This is a genomic window from Flavobacterium taihuense (genome assembly GCF_019351435.1).
GTDB classification, from domain to species: Bacteria; Bacteroidota; Bacteroidia; order Flavobacteriales; family Flavobacteriaceae; genus Flavobacterium; species Flavobacterium taihuense.
Genome location: NZ_JAHWYN010000006.1, coordinates 226,223 through 243,954, shown reverse-complemented (window position 1 = coordinate 243,954; position 17,732 = coordinate 226,223). Strand labels below are relative to the sequence as shown.

The 17,732-nt window shown below is 31.1% G+C and carries 22 protein-coding genes; 7 read left to right on the top strand and 15 right to left on the bottom strand.

Annotated features, from left to right (window positions below):
* Positions 1-24: 24 nt before the first annotated feature.
* The 4 genes from KZH69_RS09165 to KZH69_RS09150 are packed head-to-tail and all read left to right on the top strand — an operon-like array spanning position 25 to position 2,891.
* Positions 25-513 (top strand): DinB family protein, encoded by a 489-nt coding sequence (locus KZH69_RS09165; RefSeq protein ID WP_219317129.1) that lies wholly within the window; start codon positions 25-27, stop codon positions 511-513.
* Positions 501-1,211, top strand: a complete 711-nt coding sequence (locus tag KZH69_RS09160; protein ID WP_219317128.1) for an NRDE family protein — start codon at positions 501-503, stop codon at positions 1,209-1,211. The genes KZH69_RS09165 and KZH69_RS09160 overlap by 13 nt, the downstream gene beginning before the upstream one ends.
* A 10-nt stretch (positions 1,212-1,221) precedes the next feature.
* Entirely contained in the window at positions 1,222-2,256 is a 1,035-nt protein-coding gene (locus KZH69_RS09155) for an ATP-grasp domain-containing protein (RefSeq protein WP_219317127.1), read from the top strand.
* Positions 2,256-2,891 carry a hypothetical protein gene (locus KZH69_RS09150; protein ID WP_219317126.1) on the top strand — a complete coding sequence of 212 codons (636 nt, stop codon included), beginning with the start codon at positions 2,256-2,258 and terminating at the stop codon, positions 2,889-2,891. The genes KZH69_RS09155 and KZH69_RS09150 overlap by 1 nt, the downstream gene beginning before the upstream one ends.
* Positions 2,892-3,156: 265 nt before the next feature.
* Here the strand turns inward: KZH69_RS09150 and KZH69_RS09145 are convergent, their stop codons facing one another.
* The 13 genes from KZH69_RS09145 to KZH69_RS09085 all read right to left on the bottom strand — a co-directional run bounded on the left by KZH69_RS09145 (position 3,157) and on the right by KZH69_RS09085 (position 12,682).
* Complete coding sequence (locus KZH69_RS09145) at positions 3,157-3,408, bottom strand: hypothetical protein (RefSeq protein ID WP_219317125.1); 252 nt, start codon at positions 3,406-3,408, stop codon at positions 3,157-3,159.
* A 290-nt stretch (positions 3,409-3,698) separates the two neighbouring features.
* A complete protein-coding gene (locus KZH69_RS09140) occupies positions 3,699-4,127 on the bottom strand; it encodes a MarR family winged helix-turn-helix transcriptional regulator (protein ID WP_219317124.1) in 429 nt (142 codons plus the stop codon).
* A gap of 90 nt (positions 4,128-4,217) precedes the next feature.
* Entirely contained in the window at positions 4,218-4,853 is a 636-nt protein-coding gene (locus tag KZH69_RS09135) for an FMN-dependent NADH-azoreductase (protein ID WP_219317123.1), read from the bottom strand.
* A gap of 19 nt (positions 4,854-4,872) precedes the next feature.
* On the bottom strand, positions 4,873-5,340 hold the full coding sequence (locus tag KZH69_RS09130) for a DUF1440 domain-containing protein (RefSeq protein WP_219317122.1): 468 nt from the start codon (positions 5,338-5,340) through the stop codon (positions 4,873-4,875).
* 96 nt (positions 5,341-5,436) lie between these two features.
* The gene (locus KZH69_RS09125; protein WP_219317121.1) at positions 5,437-6,033 is read right to left on the bottom strand and encodes a porin family protein; all 597 of its coding nucleotides are present in this window, start codon (positions 6,031-6,033) and stop codon (positions 5,437-5,439) included.
* A 24-nt stretch (positions 6,034-6,057) separates the two neighbouring features.
* Complete coding sequence (locus KZH69_RS09120) at positions 6,058-6,510, bottom strand: DMT family transporter (protein WP_219317120.1); 453 nt, start codon at positions 6,508-6,510, stop codon at positions 6,058-6,060.
* Between the two features lie 5 nt (positions 6,511-6,515).
* Complete coding sequence (locus tag KZH69_RS09115) at positions 6,516-7,487, bottom strand: alpha/beta fold hydrolase (protein WP_219317119.1); 972 nt, start codon at positions 7,485-7,487, stop codon at positions 6,516-6,518.
* Between the two features lie 8 nt (positions 7,488-7,495).
* Complete coding sequence (locus KZH69_RS09110) at positions 7,496-8,365, bottom strand: alpha/beta fold hydrolase (RefSeq protein WP_219317118.1); 870 nt, start codon at positions 8,363-8,365, stop codon at positions 7,496-7,498.
* 81 nt (positions 8,366-8,446) lie between these two features.
* Complete coding sequence (locus KZH69_RS09105; RefSeq protein ID WP_219317117.1) at positions 8,447-9,415, bottom strand: alpha/beta fold hydrolase; 969 nt, start codon at positions 9,413-9,415, stop codon at positions 8,447-8,449.
* Positions 9,416-9,575: 160 nt separating this feature from the next.
* Positions 9,576-10,376 (bottom strand): haloacid dehalogenase type II, encoded by an 801-nt coding sequence (locus KZH69_RS09100; RefSeq protein WP_219317116.1) that lies wholly within the window; start codon positions 10,374-10,376, stop codon positions 9,576-9,578.
* A 20-nt stretch (positions 10,377-10,396) separates the two neighbouring features.
* Positions 10,397-10,978, bottom strand: a complete 582-nt coding sequence (locus KZH69_RS09095; RefSeq protein WP_219317115.1) for a TetR/AcrR family transcriptional regulator — start codon at positions 10,976-10,978, stop codon at positions 10,397-10,399.
* A 126-nt stretch (positions 10,979-11,104) separates the two neighbouring features.
* On the bottom strand, positions 11,105-11,686 hold the full coding sequence (locus KZH69_RS09090; RefSeq protein ID WP_219317114.1) for a TetR/AcrR family transcriptional regulator: 582 nt from the start codon (positions 11,684-11,686) through the stop codon (positions 11,105-11,107).
* A gap of 78 nt (positions 11,687-11,764) precedes the next feature.
* The gene (locus tag KZH69_RS09085) at positions 11,765-12,682 is read right to left on the bottom strand and encodes a quinone oxidoreductase family protein (protein ID WP_439649436.1); all 918 of its coding nucleotides are present in this window, start codon (positions 12,680-12,682) and stop codon (positions 11,765-11,767) included.
* Positions 12,683-13,005: 323 nt separating this feature from the next.
* On the opposite strand from KZH69_RS09085, the gene KZH69_RS09080 reads away from it, so the two are divergent.
* The 3 genes from KZH69_RS09080 to KZH69_RS09070 all read left to right on the top strand — a co-directional run bounded on the left by KZH69_RS09080 (position 13,006) and on the right by KZH69_RS09070 (position 15,801).
* Complete coding sequence (locus tag KZH69_RS09080) at positions 13,006-13,449, top strand: YHS domain-containing (seleno)protein (protein ID WP_219317112.1); 444 nt, start codon at positions 13,006-13,008, stop codon at positions 13,447-13,449.
* A gap of 216 nt (positions 13,450-13,665) precedes the next feature.
* Positions 13,666-14,610, top strand: coding sequence for a ketopantoate reductase family protein (locus tag KZH69_RS09075; RefSeq protein ID WP_219317111.1), 945 nt, complete (start codon positions 13,666-13,668; stop codon positions 14,608-14,610).
* Positions 14,611-14,643: 33 nt separating this feature from the next.
* Complete coding sequence (locus tag KZH69_RS09070; RefSeq protein WP_219317110.1) at positions 14,644-15,801, top strand: MFS transporter; 1,158 nt, start codon at positions 14,644-14,646, stop codon at positions 15,799-15,801.
* A 568-nt stretch (positions 15,802-16,369) separates the two neighbouring features.
* Here the strand turns inward: KZH69_RS09070 and KZH69_RS09065 are convergent.
* Together KZH69_RS09065 and KZH69_RS09060 are read right to left on the bottom strand one after the other, a co-directional pair.
* Entirely contained in the window at positions 16,370-17,041 is a 672-nt protein-coding gene (locus KZH69_RS09065) for a peroxiredoxin-like family protein (RefSeq protein ID WP_219317109.1), read from the bottom strand.
* A 105-nt stretch (positions 17,042-17,146) separates the two neighbouring features.
* On the bottom strand, positions 17,147-17,728 hold the full coding sequence (locus tag KZH69_RS09060) for a Crp/Fnr family transcriptional regulator (RefSeq protein ID WP_219317108.1): 582 nt from the start codon (positions 17,726-17,728) through the stop codon (positions 17,147-17,149).
* Positions 17,729-17,732 lie beyond the last annotated feature (4 nt).

The window sequence follows — 17,732 nt, the reverse complement described above, 5'->3', positions numbered from 1 at the left end:
ATCAAGTCTAAAACATTATATATTATGCTAACAATTTCTGTACATAAAACATTAACAGAACTATCGGATTTGTTATCCCAACTTTCAAATGATGATTATACTTATCCTTGTGAAGAGTTGAGTAGTTCTACTATAGGTGAGCATACACGTCACATTATTGAGCTTTTTCAATGTTTGCTTAATCAATACGGATCAGGGACTATCAATTATGATAACCGATTGCGGGATTATGGCATACAAACCAATACAAATAAAGCTCAAATGGCTATTGCTGCAATTATATACTCCATGCCTAAACCTAACAAAAATCTTGTTTTACAACAAGTTATTGATGAAATAGAAGTGACTATTGAAAGCAATTTTCATAGAGAATTGTTATACAATTTAGAACATTGTATCCACCATCAGGCTTTAATAAAAGTCGCTGTTTTGCAATTGAAACATTTGCAGATTGATGAAAATTTTGGTGTCGCCCGTTCCACAATAGAATATAGAAAGCAATGTGTACAGTAAGCTACGTGCAATCCAACGGTATTACAATCATTACTTCCAATCGTGATGAAAAAATATTGCGAGAGCCTGCTGTTGAACCTGTAAATTATCTTGTCAAAAACAGGAATATTATTTTTCCTAAGGACCAAAAAGCCGGTGGAACGTGGTATGCTGTTAATGAAGAGGGTACCGTTTTAGTTTTGCTAAATGGGGCCTCTGAAAAGCATAAGCCTAAATTGACTTATAAAAAAAGTCGTGGCTTAATCGTTTTGGATATCATAGCTTCCAATTCGCCAATTTTAGAATGGAATATAATTGATTTATCAGGAATTGAACCTTTTACTTTAGTTCTGTTTCAAGAAAAAAAATTGTATCAATTGCGTTGGAACGAAATTAGCAAAGAAACCATTTTATTAGATGCTACTCAAAACCACATCTGGTCTTCTTCTACTTTATATTCGGAACAGTTACGTCAGAAAAGAGCAAAATGGTTTTCGTCCTTTTTGGAAATAAATCCAGAAGTTACTTTCAAAAAGATATTCCATTTTCACAGATATACTGAAGAACAAAACCAAGAGCACGGTTTAGTTATCAATAGAAGTGATATCCTTAAAACTTTAAGCATTACGCAAACTGTAATTGAAAAAAATAAAGTCGAAATTTTATACAATGATTTGATTACTGAAATGGAATTTTCAAAAGTATTTGTAACACTTTAATTAGATAAAAATGAAATTAATAATCCATAAATTATTCCATTGGGAATATTGGCCTTTTCAAATTGTGTATGTGCCAATATACTTTCTGTGGGTTTATTTTGCTTTAAAAGCTAGAACTATTTTCTTTTTTAATGCTTGTAATCCGACGATGAAAAATGGCGGATTTTTTATGGACAGTAAAAAAGAAATATATGATTTAATACCGCAAAATTATTACCCAAAAACTGAATTTATAATTGAAAAATTGGATTTTGATGTTGTTTTAAAATTACTCAATAATTCTGAAATAAAAATTCCGTTTATTGCAAAGCCAGATATTGGATTGCGTGGATCAGCTGTAAAAAAAATCAATTCAATAGATGAATTATTTGCATATCACTGCAAAGCTAATTTTGATTACTTAGTGCAGAGTTTTATTCCCTATGAACATGAAGTTGGGATTTTTTATGTTCGTTTTCCAAATGAAAAAAAAGGTAAAATTACAGGAATTGTTTCTAAAGAATTCCTCATCGTAGAAGGCAATGGCTCATCCAATATTGAAGATTTAATTGTTCAAAACCCGCGCTATGCCTTGCAATTAGTAAACTTGAAAGCAGAATACGGAGAACGGTTGAAAGAAATTTTACCTACAGGAGAAAAACTAAATTTAGTGCCTTATGGGAATCATGCACGAGGAGCTAAATTTGTAGATTCCAGTTTTCTAATTTCAGAAAAGTTAACCAATGTTATTGATGAAATGTGTTTACAAATTCCTGAATTCTACTTTGGAAGAATGGATTTAATGTACAACAATTGGAAAGAATTAGAAGAGGGCAAAAACTTTTCAATAGTTGAATTGAATGGTGCTGCAAGTGAACCCACTCATATTTACGATCCAAAGCATTCTATCTTTTTTGCTTGGAAAGTATTGGCGCAACACATTACCTATATGTACAAAATTAGTGTCGTCAATTATAAAAGGGGATTTCAATATCTATCTCATAAAGAGGGAATGATTCAATACCGATTGCATTTGGAACAGAATAATAAAATTGTAAATTTTTGATGAAAATTCTCAAAAATATTCTAGTTGGATTTCTAGTCAGTTTCATAGGTTCAATTCCTTTGGGATATTTGAATATTGTTGGATTTGAAATTTACATTAAAACTGGGCTAAAGACAACAATATCTTTCCTTTTTGGAGTAATTGCTGTTGAATTTTGGGTTATTTATTTCAGCTTACTTTTTGCTAACCAACTGATTAAAAATAAAAAGCTTATTCGTTTCATCGAAGGGTTTTCGGTACTTTTTATGTTTATTCTGGCTTATATTTTTTATTCCAATTCAAAATCTGAAAATTTGAACTCAAGTATTTTTAGTGATTATACCAATTATCCTTTTTGGCTAGGAATAATTTTGAGTAGTTCTAATTTTATTCAAATTCCGTTTTGGACCAGCTGGAATCTGTATTTGTTAAACGGCAACTTTATCGAAATCTCGAAATCAAAAAAATACTTCTACGTTTTGGGAACAATTTTCGGAACATTTATCGGAATGGTAACCTTGATTCTATCTTTAAGTTATGTTACCGATCAAACTGATTTTTTGGCAAAATACCTTATGAAAGTGATTATTCCAGTGGTATTCGTGGCATTGGGAATATATCAGGGAATTAAATTTTACAGAAAATATTCTGTATGACATTCGTTGCGATATCTTAACCGTAATTTGTAGCTTTAGTTAATCATTTGAGATAATGACGGACAATAAATAACTACATATTTAAAACTGGTTGTAAGTGTTTTTTTTTTTTATCAAATTTAACAATACTAAAAAACATCACTGAATAATGGCATGATGTCTTTTTAGTATTATTATCCAATGAATCTAAGTAAATTAATTCTGTACAGGTTTATTAGACAAAGCTGTAGCGGAACATTCTTTCCTTATCTTGATTTGTTACGAATTAATCTTTTAAAAATAGCCCTGGATTTCTTAAATAAGCGCCAATCCAAACAATTGTCAGCAAAATAAAACCTGTTGGAGCTAAATGTTGTGATATTTCAATTGCGCCGGATCCTCCTAAATAGCCACAGAGTAAGAAAAAATCAATTTTCCAAGTTTTAGGAATCAAGTAGAGTAGTACGCAACTAATTTTCAATATGCGCAATAAAGATAGAGGGAAACTATCGCTGCAGTTTTTTTCTTGGGCAATCAATATCAAATGATTGGCAAGGTCTGCAAAAAAAATATAATTACGATTTTCATTAGCCTTAGATAAGTTGCTTCTAGTTCCATTTTCCCATACCCTAAATGTTACGATTTTACTTGATATGTTTTGTTATAGATGTATTAAGTTTTATTGTTATAATTTATAGTCAATCAAACGAATGTTGAAATAAATAATATAATAATGTATTGAAATCATCTTTTTTTCACAACCTTACAGTTGTAATATCTTTATCAAATTTATATAAAATAGCTTAGATTTTTAGAATTTTTGTTCGTTTAGTCACAATCTAAAATTTTTATAATCTTAATTAAAAGTCGCTTGAGTTGTTCTAACTCTTCCTTTTTTATTTTCCCAAAAAGACAGGTTTCAGGAGGAATTTCTTCTATTTTGTCTATTATTAATTTTCCTAAAGGAGTTAATCTAATTTCTACTTTCCTCCGATTTGATAAGGCTCTGTCTTTAATAATAAACTCTCTTGCAGATAGTTCGTCAAGAACGTTCGAAATGGCAATATCAGGATTTGTAAGATTGTCCTTGATGAATTTGGTTCCAATAATTTGACCATTTTGATCCAGTAGGCGCATCGTTTCAAATTGTAGAATGGTAAGTTGATATGGTTCTAGTATTTTGCTCACGGCGCGTCTGTACTTCACATCTGCTCTAATTAGCAATGAACTAACCATTTTTTGTTTTAAATCAATCATTTCCAACTAATTCCTTTTTTTATTGATAAAAAAGAAAGATGCAGGAATGGGATATCCTACATCTTTCAAGCCAACAATTAACAACTATCTTTATATTTGTGCAAAATGATTTTTAACAATTTCGGCCGCTTGTTTGTTAGCTTCTTCTTTGTCTTTTGACTGATTTTGCGATAAAACATTACTTAATAATTTTACAGAATGTATTTCTGAAACGCCGACAAATTCTAACCACCAATCCATATATGAAGCTTGAAAATCTAAACCAAAAGGTTTTGGAAGTGCTGGACTATATACACCCGATGTTAGAATGACACAGGCTTTTTTGTCTTTAAGTAATGGGAAATATCCTTCCGCTCCGAAACCAAAAGTTAATCCTGGTTGTGTAATTGTATCAATATAATGTTTCAAAACCCAAGGAATTCCTCCATTCCACATTGGTACAGTGATTAAATACTCGTCGGCAGCTGTAAAACGATTGGTAACTTCTACTACTTGATCCCAAGCGGTTTTGATTTCGCCTTCTAATGTTCCTGTGCCAAAAAATGTCATTTTTGCGGTAGCTTTATTTCCATCAAATGAAGGAATTTTGTGTGTCCAAAGATTCAACGTATCAATTTGAGCATCTGGATTTGTTTCTTTGTATTGTTTTAAGAATGCAGCGGCGATTTTTTCAGAGTCTGAACTTTCTCCACGTGGAGAACTAATAATATGCAATAATTTTTTCATTTTAGATACTTTTTAAAATTTATATTTTAGAATTGTAATGTTTGCTCGTAATAAGTGCTATTGGCAAACCAACCAAAGTCATATGCCAAAGTATACCAACTATTGCCAAACCAGTGTCAAAAGAACCTTTTGGAATGTTTGAATTTGGTAAAACCAATAAGTTCATTACCAACCAAATTCCTAAGCCAAAGAGCAACCCTACAATAACTTTGTGATCTCTTAAAACACTAAATTTTGGGTAGGCAAAAAAATAAATTGCTGCCACAACAAAAGCTATAAAATAATGATAACCCATTCCTGCGATTATCATTGCAATACTTCCATTAATTGCTGTTGGTCCGTGAACGCCACTTGCAATATATTGTAATACTTGGAAAGGATTGAACCCGAACCAAATGTAATAGACTATAACACCTGCTATTGCGTCTAAAGTACCAGCTATTATACCGGATTTTAGAATTGTACTTACTGAAGTTTTTTCAGACATACTATTTTATTTTGATTGTTAAACAATAACACCGTAATCAACTTTATTTAACAAGTGAAAAACAGGTGTGTTAAAATACTTTTAAGTTTTACTTTTTTATAAATTTTTGGAAATTCCAATTTTAAGTACTTTCCCAAAAGTAAAATCCAACTCTTTTTTTGATGTAATATCAGTTTGTTGGTTTTTAAAAGTGTTGTAGCGTAAGCCTCCAAAAAAGAAGTCTAACCCAAAACCCTTTTTTAGATCGATATATATACCGGGTTCTAAGGCTATATAAAAGCCATTAAACTGAGAAGAAGTGTAAGTAATAACTTTTTGGGACAGTTTTTCAGTTTGTAATCCTGAAGTTATTTTTGCAAATCCGTAAAAAATACCAGTCAGTTGTTTTGAATATGCCAAAAATCCTCCGATGTTAAATACATTCGTTTTGATTTCGTTATTAATTTCAGTACTTGTCGATTGACTTCTGCTGTTTCCAATTGTAGTTTCTATTCCGGCGGTCCAATAGGTTGAAAATTGGTAGCCTACTTTTGGTGTAAGCTCAAAAGAGTTAAATTTTTGATTTATTCCATTTGACGTGTTTTCTGTGGAACGTAAACTTACAAAACCACCAATTAATACGGTTCCTTTTTGAGCATTAACGGCGCAAAAATTAATCAAAACCAATATCATTAGTATTTTTTTAATTTTCATTTACAATTTTTTAAATATTGATTTCTAGAATTTTTTTATTAGAAAAACACCGCCAATTAGAAAACATACTCCCAAAATTCTTTGCCAATTTATAGTGTGCTTAATGACATTAAAAATACCAAAGTGTTCAATTATTAGTGAAGAAACGAGTTGAGATGCTACAAAAAAAATGATAAGGTTACCAATTCCAATTTTTGATGGAGCAACAGTAAACGTTACAATATTCATCACTACAATCAAGCCACCAACCCAATACCATAATTTAGTTTCTGTTATTTGGTTTGCAGTTGGTAATGGCGCATTGCTGACCAGTATCACAAATGTGATACCAGCCAACGCTACCAAGAATACACCAAATGTTGCTGTAAAAGGGCTACCTAAAACTTTTCCTAAATTGCCATTAGCAATACCCATAAGCGGTAGGCAAAGACCTACCATAATAGGTAACAATGAATAAATGATGTTGTTCATTTTCATTGTGATTATTTATGTTTTGAAAGAAAAGCATCAATTAATTTTGCAGCCTCGGAGTGGTGTTCTTCTAATAAAAAGTGACCACCATTAATAAGATGGACTTCAGCAGTAGAAACATCTTTTTTGTAGGCCTCAGCACCGGGAGCAGTAAATAATAAGTCGTTTTTACCCCAAAGCACTAAAGTTGCAGGCTGGTATTTTTTTAGGTAAGCCTGCCAATCTGCATATTTTGGAAGATTTGAACCATAATTTCGGAATAGTGCTAATTGTATTTGGTCATTTCCTTTGCGATCTAAATAAGCTTGGTCGATAGTATAACTGTCAGGGCTTACTTTAGAAGTATCTTCGGCGCCATTCAGATATTGCCATTTGGTGGTATCTAAAATAAGGAAACCTCTTGCTGTATTTTCCGTCTCTGCATTTGGATTCTGAATGTAGGCTACTAAAGGAGCTAAAGCATCTCCTAATCCCTCTTTGTACGCATTAGCATTTTGAATGATTAAAGATTGAATAAGTTCAGGTCTTTTTACTGCAATTCTAAAACCAATAGGACCACCATAATCTTGCATATATAGACTAAATTTTTTCAGCCCCATTTTCTCAATAAAATGTTCAACAGTAATTGATAAATTATCAAAAGTATATTCATACTCTTTATTACTTGGTGCACTACTTTGCCCAAAACCTGGATAATCGGGCGCAATTACGTGATATTTTGATGATAGGTCATTTATCAAATCTCTATACATATGAGAAGATGAAGGAAATCCATGAAGCAATAAAATAGTTGGTTTATTTTTGTCTCCAGCTTCACGATAAAAGATGTCTAAACCATCAACTTTAATTGTTTTGAAAGTTGTACTTGTAACAGACGTCAAATTGATTTTTGTGTTTTTTGCAACTTGTGCCGATGAAACAAATGAGATAGCTAATAAAATAGCCATTAATGTATTTTTAATTTCAGTGTTATAATTTTTCATTTTACTAATTATTTAATGTTCTTGTTTAAAAAAGTTTTTACATTTTCTGCTATTTCAATACCGAATTCTTCTAAGGCTGAATGACCAGTATTGTACAAATAGAGTTCGGTATTATTTAAATCTTTTTGAAATGCTCTAGCTGCACTTTCAGGAAAAAATGGATCGTTTTTCCCCCAAACTAATAGTGTTGCTGGTTGGTGTGTTTTAAAATAACTATGCCAGTTATCGTATTGCCCAATGTTAGTTGGATAATTTTCTAAAATATCCAAATGAATGTCTATCAAACCAGGTCTTGACAAAAAGTGTAAGTCCGAAAAGTACGTATCTGGATTAATAAGTTCTGGATTTTCGGCCCCTGCAAAATAGAATATTTTAATACCATCTAAAGAGAATAACGATCGAATAGGTTGTTCGGTTATATCGTTGCGATTATTTAAAAAAGGCATTAAATTATCAAAACCTCTACCGATGCCTTCAACATAAGCATTAGCATTTTGTACAATCAAAGTTTCAATAAATTCAGGTCTTCTAGCAGCAATTCTAAAACCAATAGGTCCACCATAATCAAAAGCATATAAACTAAATTTTTTAAGTCCAATTTGATCTATAAATTTTTCAATAATTTTTGAAATATTTTCAAAAGTATATTCAAATTTATCCTTTGATGGTACTTCACTATTTCCAAATCCTGGATAATCTGGGGCTATGAGATGGAAGTCGTTTTTTAGTTCTTCAATCAATGGTCTAAAAATAATTGAGGATGATGGAAATCCTCCTAATAAAAGAATTGTAGGATTACTTTTATTGCCAGTTTCACGGTAAGCTATGTTTACACCGTCTACATTTTCATTTTTGTAATTTACTTTTTCTGTTTTCATTTTTTTTTAATTTAAGTGTTATATTTAATTATTTTAATTCTATACTGATTAGTCAAAAAATAAATAAAAAAAATTAATTATTTATTTATTTATTCTTTTAGAAAGAAATCCATCAATTAACGAAGCAACTTCTCTGTGATGTTCTTCAAGCAAAAAGTGACCGCCATTAAGTAAATGGACTTCTACATTTTTCAAATCTTTTTTATAAGCATCTGCACCTGGGCTAATAAAAATTTGGTCATTTTTACCCCAAACTACTAATACTTGTGGCTGATATTTTCTGAAATAGGAATGCCATTTGTCATATAGTGCAACGTTACTGCCATAACTTCTAAATAATGCCAGCTGTATATCATCATTTCCTTTGCGATCTAAGTAGTACTGGTCACTTACATAACTATCTGGACTAATTTTAGATAGGTCTTCAACACCATCAGTATATTGCCATTTTGTAGTAGTTAAAATACCTCTAGCACCTTTTTCAGTTTCTAGATTTTGATTTTCAAAATATGAAACTAGAGGTTGTACGGCTTTTCCTAAGCCTTCGTTGTAGGCATTTGCATTTTGAATGATTAAAGATTGAATTGCTTCAGGTCTTCTATTTGCAATTCTAAATCCAACCGGACCACCATAATCTTGCATATATAGGCTATATTTTTTCAATCCCATTTTGTCAATAAAATGCTCGACTGTTATTGATAAATTATCAAATGTATATTTGTATTCTTTAATAGACGGGCTACTACTTTGCCCGAATCCAGGGTAATCAGGTGCGATAACATGGTATTTTGAAGAAAGATCAATTATTAGATCTCTATACATATGTGATGATGATGGAAATCCGTGAAGTAATACAATTGCTGGTTTGTTTTTGTCCCCAGTTTCACGGTAAAAAATATCTAAACCATCAACTTTAATTGTTTTGTAAGTAACTGAATATGATTCTTTTTTTGCAATGCTGTGATTGCTTAAAGAATTAGTTTTTTTATTTTGGCCCATACCAATAGAGCTTGTAAATACTAAGGCGACTAATAAAACTGTTTTTTTCATTTTGTTTGTATTTAATTATTTTAAGGTTTATTATTTTTAAATTATTTGGATAAAGAAAGCTTTTATTATTTACTGATTAGTCAAAAATTATTTGCAAATTATTTAACTTTTTGTAATTGTATTTTAAACTGAATGGTCAAAAACAACTCAAAAAAAAAAACTAAAGTTTTAAAAAAGAGATTAAATCATTAAAATTACTACCAACCCCGTCGGGTACAACATCTAATTCTTCCATAGGAACTCCTAATCTATTAACCCAAAATGTTTTATAATTAAACATTTTTGCTCCTGAGGCATCCCAAGCACCAAATGCAGCAAAAAGGATATCACTTTTTTCAAGTTTAAAAGCATCAATACCCATTTGATAGGCTAGTGGACTAGGCTTAAATGCATTTACTTGATCAGTAGAAAGTAGAAAATCAAAATAATCAGAAATTTCATTTTTTTTTAAATTAGCCATCATCATCTCGTTTGTAAAATTGGATAAAAAGGCCAAACGAATTCCGTTTATCTTTAAAATTTTAAGTCCATCTAAAACTTCAGGCCAAATCTTAAGATTTAAAAAACAATCCATCAATTGTTGCCTTTTGTTGTTTGAAAGAGCAAGACCAGTTTTTTTTAAAGTATAGTTTAAAGCATCTTCAGTCACTTCCCAAAAGTTTTTGTATTTATTTGATGATGTACGCAACCAAGTGTATTCAAATTGCTTACTTCTCCAAATTGAAATAAATTCTGCTCCTTTTTCAGGAAAAATTTCATAAACTAAATCTTGAACTGGCTTTGGATTAAATATAACAAAACCATCAAAAGCAATAGCTTTAATCTTACTTATCTTATTTTTTGAATACATATTTATTGGGTTTATCATTACGTATCCCAATGTGAGCATTGAGTTTGAAATAAAACTTCTCCTGTTTAGAAGAGACTCTTTAGAATTATGAGTACTATTTATAAATTTCATTTGAAAATTAATTTTTTAAATTAGTAAAGGATAGACAATTGTAATTTAATTATCGACTCAAGAACCTCTTTGTTAGGATACATTCTTCGAGTAATATTTATACCATTCCAAAGATTGAGAAGATATCTTGCCAAAATCCTACTATCTTCATTAGTCAATAATTGACCATCTTCCTTAGCCTTACTGATGTATTTAAAGAAAACATTTTCTAAAACAACTAAGTTTTTAGTAGCTTTAGATTTTAATTCGTCATCTAAATTACTGAGTTCAGACAAACTGTTGCCCATAAAGCATCCTTTATTATGAGTATCGTAATCGGCTGAGGATAATTCTATGAAAAAATTTTTAATGCCAATAATCGGGTTATCATAAGTTTTGATTTTTTGCTCAATCATTTTTATAGAATTTATTCCAAATAGATCAAGAGATTTAGCAAATAACTCCTTTTTACTACCAAAACAGTGGTATAAACTACCTCTGTTTATTTCCATTTCAGATAATAAATTTTCTGTAGATGTAGCTTCGTAACCATTTGACCAAAAGATATTTATTGCTTTGTTTATAACTTCTTCTTCATTGAATATTTTAGGTCTACCAGCCATTTTTTATGTTTTTTATTTTGCAAATATATCAATACTATACTAATCAGTCAAAAATTAAATTGTAAAAAAATGTTAAAATCCAATCCTAACATTTTTTGGATTAGATTAGACTTTAAAATATATGGTTTAATCTAGTGAAGCAATAACAGTATTTATAGTATTTTCATAGGAGGTTTTCGTCCTAATATATTTTGAATCAACATACATTCCATTGATGGTATTGCAAAAAAAGCAACTAATTTGTTTAGCATTTTTAGTAGCAGGAACCTGCTTTTTTTCAATAGCTTTATTAATTGCATTTTCAAAAATATCTTCCAATTTAGTCCGATGATCTGAAACTATTTTAGCTATTTTTTTATTATGTGGAGCTAATTCAATGGTGCTATTTACAATAAAACAACCATTATTTAATTTTTTTGAAAGAGCTTCTTTATATATTTGAGAAAGTATTTTTTTGAATGTCATTTTTACATTTTGACTTATCTCAAATTCATTATTTATATCCACAATAATTTTACTGCTATATCTTAGTAAAGTTAAAGTGAATAATTCCATTTTATCTCCAAAAGCACCGTACATACTAGATTTACTAATATTGAGGTCATCAATTATTTCTTGAGTAGAGACACCATTGAAACCTTTATTCCAAAAAAGGAGCATAGCTTTGTCTAATGCATCATCTGTATTGAATTCTCTATTTCTTGCCATTTTATATAGTTTACCGCAGTATTTTGTTGCTGCGGTAAATTTACTAAATTATGGAACATTCAGTCCTTTATTTTGTGTTTATTCCATGCTAAAAAATACTTTGCCAATAGTATTTCGTGAAGCTAGTGCATTAAAGGCTTCTTTTGCTTCGGATAATTTAAAAGCCCGATTTGCTATTATTTTTAAATTATCTTGATGGATGAGTTCTAAAAACTCTGGAAGACTTTCCACAATTTTTTCAATTGGTAAAGCAGGATATGCAAAACCTACTAGTGTTTGATTTTGCCATATTAACTGACGGACTTGTTCTGTAGTTATGGTGTCATTATAGTTTTTAGAACCAAAAAGTATAATTTTTCCATTTGGCGCAATGAGCTTAAAACTTTCCTCGCCAATAGTACCCAGCAGCATTTGTAAAACTACATCCACACCTTTTCCTTCTGTAGCTTCTTTTACTTTTTCTATCCAATTAGTTGATTCATAATTGATTACTACATCAGCACCTAATGATTTTACTATTTCTAATTTTTCATTAGAACTGGCTAATGCAATCACCTTTTTCACTCCAAAATGCTTTGCAAGTTGTACTAGGTATAGACCAACACCTCCAGCTGCTGCCTGTATTAAAATACTTTCTGGAGCTGATGGAGCCACAAGGTATTTTAATATTGTGTAGGCTGTCATTCCTTGAATAGGAATGGTTGTAGCTTGTCCAAAGTTAAGGGAATTTGGAATTGGTATTAAGGTTGCTGCTTTCGCAGTACTATATTCTGCAAAACCACCACTTACAGAGAAACCAGTTACTTCATTTCCAATGGAAAGGTGTTTTACATTTTTACCTAACTCGACAACTATGCCAGATACTTCAAAACCCATTACAAATGGTATTTCTTTACCAAAAGTAAGGTACTTGCCCTCGATTTGTTCTACTTCGGCGTAATTAATTCCAGCTGCTTTTACTTTTATTAAGACTTCGTCAGCTTCTGGTTTAGGTATAGGTAGTTCAATTAAGTCTAAACTATCAACACCCTTAAATCCTGTTAATTGGATTGCTTTCTTACTAATTTTTTATTTAGTTACACATTAATTAAGGACTGATTAGTCCAAAAAATAATTTAAAAAAAAGCTTATTAAAAAGCCTTTTTTTATTTAGATTTACAATAATTAATTCTGAACCAATCAGTCCGCAAATATATGATTTATTTTAATTACGGACTAAATGGTTCGTAATTTATTTAAAAAATTAGTTTTGTAATCTAGCTGACAATTGAATTTTTTAAAAGCCTGTAAATTTGCTCATAATTTAAAATTTAAAAAAAATGAAAAAAGTAATTTTTCTACTCACATTTGTGTTTTGGACAGTATTGACACAAGGGCAAAGTTCTGAAGTTTACAGCACAAAAAAAGGTGCGGTTAATGGTTATGATGTTATGGCTTATTTTACTGAGAGCAAACCATTAATTGGTACTACACAATTTTCTACTATTTGGAAAGATGCTACTTGGTATTTTGTTTCAAAGGAAAATCTAACGGCTTTTATAACTGATCCTGAGAAGTATGCGCCGCAGTTTGGGGGCTATTGTGCATATGGGACGTCACAGGGTCATAAAGTACCAACAGATCCGGAGGCTTGGACAATTGTAGATGGAAAACTTTATCTTAATTATAATAAAGATGTCAAAATGAAATGGAATAAGAATCAAAAGGAACTGATTGATCAAGCCAATGCAATATGGCCTAAAATAAAAGATGCTCTGGAATAGATTCCTTCGTTAAATAAATCCACTGTTTCTTTTAAATGATTTATTTTTTGAACGTTTATTTATTTGATTTAATTTCCAGATTTAATGATGATTTATGTTTTATTTCTTGTTTTAGTTAGTAACAGATTGTTGAGTACTTTTAAATACTCGATGATTCAGTGGTTTTATCACTTGGCAGACAACTAAATAGGATAATATTCAAAAATACTTATTGTTATGAAAACAAAAATACGTATTGGTATATTGGGGATAGGAGCTGTTGGAGGTTATTTTGGTGGGAGATTAGCGCAAAAGTATGCTACTTCTGGTAGTGTTGAAATTGTATTTATAACCAGAGCATCATCAGAATGTATTATTAAAAATTATGGTCTTACGTTACTTACTTCTGATTCCGAGGATTTTGTATATCATAATCTTGTGACCAGTGATTTGAATAAAGTTGGTGTTCTAGATTATTTAATATGTGCTGTAAAGAGTTATGATCTTGAAGAAAGCTTGTTGTCACTAAAAGGCAGCATTTCCGATAATACGGTTATACTATCGTTACAAAATGGAGTAGATACTAAGGAACGAATTCAAAAAATTTATCCGACTATTGAAGTTTTAGAGGGGTGTGCCTATATTGTTGCCAAACTTGTTGCACCTGCTACGGTACAGGTTATGGGTAAGATGCATAGTTTGTATTTTGGTTCGGCTACTGTTTCAGCTAAAAGACAAAATGAACTTGCAGATATACTCAATGCTGATGGGATAGACTGTTATCTTTCGCCTAATATTGAACAATTGCTTTGGGAGAAATTTGTTTTTGTTTCTTCTTTAGCTACATTAACGAGTTTCCTAAATTTATCGATCGGCCCTATTTTAGAAGATGAAAATCATAGAACGAAATTGAGACAATTGGTTACAGAGGCTGCTAATATCGCTAATAGAAATACAGTTTTATTACCCGATATCATTGAAATTACAATGAAAAAATTTACCACATTACATTATGATGCTACTTCCTCTATGCACAATGACTTTTTAAAAGGAAGAAAGACAGAGTCTCAAACCTTGACTAATTTTATTGTTATTTCTGGGCTTCGACTAGGTGTGCCAACTCCTGAATATGATAGTATAATGGCGACTTATTTGCAGTGGAAGATGGATTATGTTTTATAATGTTAAATGTTGGTAAACCCTTACCTCTGAATTATGAATAAGATTTTACCGGTTATTGTTTTTTCACAATTTGTTTGTGTTTCTATTTGGTTTGCCACCAATGCTGTAATGGCTGATATAATCAGAAGCTTTCACCTTAATTCCAATTCTTTAACTCATCTTACCAGTGCTGTACAGCTTGGTTTTGTTAGTGGGACTATTACTTTCTCCCTTTTTAATATAGCTGATCGCTATTCGCCTTCCCTAGTTTTTTTAATGAGTGCCTTAGTGGCCAGTTTTTTTAATCTCTGTATTTTGTTTAACGGATTTGGTTTTCCAGGTTTACTCTTGTTTCGTTTTGGTACAGGCTTTTTTCTAGCAGGCATTTACCCAGTAGGAATGAAAATTGCGGCTGACTATTTTGATAAAGGACTTGGTAAATCTATGGGGTTGATAGTTGGAGCTTTAGTTCTTGGCACCGCTTTTCCTCATTTTCTAAAAAGTGTTACATTCAAATTTGATTGGGAGTTTGTCATTTTTATTACATCAGGATTAGCCATTTTGGGTGGTTTTTTAGTTTATTTTTTTGTTCCTGTTGGTCCATACCGAAAACCGTTTCAAAAATTGGTTGGATTCTCGTTATTTAGTGGGTTTAAAGACAAGGCGTTTCGTGTTGCAGCTTTTGGTTATTTTGGTCATATGTGGGAATTGTATACCTTTTGGGCATTTGTACCGATTATGGTAGCATCATACAACGAGTTTTACAGTAAAGCAGAATTAAATGTTTCCTTTTTGTCCTTTTTAATTATTGCCAGTGGTGGAGTTGGCTGTGTTTTTAGTGGTTTGCTTTCGCGTTATTTTGGTGTAAAAAAGATGGCTATGGTTTCATTGTTGCTTTCTTGTTTGTGTTGTTTGTTTTCTCCGTTCTTTTTGCTTCACTGTTCCCCCGTAATTTTTATTTTATTTATGTTATTTTGGGGATTTTTTGTCATTGCTGATTCTCCTTTATTTTCTACTTTAATTGCTCAATTAGCTCCAAGTGAAACAAAGGCCACTTCTTTGACTTTTGTGACTGGTTTGGGTTTTGCCATTACTATTTTAAGTATACAGTTTCTTAGCGTATTAACGACAATTATTGATAATCATTTTGTGTATATTGTTCTAGGAATAGGGCCTGTATTAGGTCTCTTGGCGATGATAAATAAAAAATAAAATCTACTGACAAATTAATTTATTTGAGTTTCTAAATTATCTTTTATGGTTCTGTCGCATTTGTTAACCAGAAAACTAATTATTGCTAAATTAATGAAATTATTCCACCAATGAGCAGAACGATTTAAAGATAGTTATCCTCAGATTAATCACCTGTTCATTTTTTAACATGTGTACAACTTCAATTTCTCTTCACGTCTTTTTCACTGATTTAAATTCTTTAAACCCTAGTCCATTTAAAATTCTCCACTTTATAAAATGATGATCTTATTCTACAATAGTATTCAGGTATTAACTTTTTGTCGAATTACTATTTTATAAAAGGAACGTTTATTGTAAACTTTGATAGCGGCTGTGTTTGAGCCACTCTTATCTATATTTATTAATCTGGGTATACAATTATTGCTATTTGGTCAATTATCCTCTCGTGAAAGCTTGCGGGATTTGATAACTGTATATATCAATTTACGACATACCAATTTTACATTTTAGTGTATTTCAAAAAAACATTAAAAAAAACAAACCGATATGCCGCAAAAAGGAACTTTTTAATTTACATTTTCAAAAATTATTTGGTTGCTGCTAATACATCCAAAATATCTTGAGGTTCCACTCTCAAACTATAGTCACCGCCTTCTGATTTTGCAAAAACAATTGTACCGTTTGCATCAATAATAAAAACTGCCGGTACAGGAATATCTCTCGATTTATCATCATAAAAATCATAAAAATCTATGCCTAGTTTTTTTGCTTCATCCACTGCTTCCAGAGCATTTTTGATAATCGTGGTGTACTGTTTTGCTACTCCATTTTTATCGTCACTTAGTACTTCAAATTCTAAAGCGTGTTTTTCCTTCATATCTAAAGAGCTGTCTGGCTTTTGCGGGGAAATAGCAATTAAATTGGCGCCAAGAGCTTTAATTTCTGGTAGAATCCTCTGGTATGAGTTTAAAACCAGATTGCAATAAGGACACCAATTTCCTCTGTAAAAAGTGATGACTACCGGACCTTTTTCGAGATGTTTTTGGAGAGATACTGCATTGCCTAAGGCATTTGGTAGTTCGAATAAAGGTGCTTTATCGCCCACGGATACTTTTAATGGGTTTGTGATTTCCATTGCCAATAAGTTGGCATCTGTACTAAACACATTCAAAGATTCTTTTGGAATCATAGTAGCCAGATTTTCCTGAAGCGCTATTTTTTCTTGATGGTAACTTGGGATTTGTTTTGTTTTGTTCATTGTACTTTATATTTAAAATATTGTCACTATTGACAGTACAAAGATGGGGCAGGGATTCTTGAGAAAAAACAAACTAGTTTAGTAAATTTTGATAAACTAGATTAACTATTTGGTTTTTTTGTTTCTAATTTTACTTAGAAAAACGGTGCTAAAACCAAGATAAGAAGCCAAAGCATATTGAGGAACACGCTTTACAATGCATGGGTATTTTTGAATGAATTCGTCATAGCGTTCTTCGGCCGTTTTACTCAAATTGGATAACATTCGTTTTTGAAGAAAAGCAAATGAGCGTTGTGCAAGGATTCTGAAAAAACGTTCGAATTTAGGAATTTTTTCCAATAATAGCTGCTCAGAATTATAATCAATTTGGATTAAAATGGAATCTTCTAGTGCCTCAACAAACAAGGTGGCAGGTTCCTGATTCATATAACTATTAAGGTCACTTATCCACCAATCTTCAATTGCAAAAGCTATAGTGTGCGTTTGCGCTTTATTATCAACCAAATAGGCACGCATAGCACCTTTTAGTACATAGCTTCTATATTTGCAAGTAAAGTCGGGTTGAACAATACATTGCTTTTTTTTTACTTTTGTAATTCTCAATAGGGAAATAAAATATTCCTCATCTTCAGTAGTAAGTTGGATATAATTGGCTATGTATTTTTTAATTTCTTTAAACTGATCCATTTAT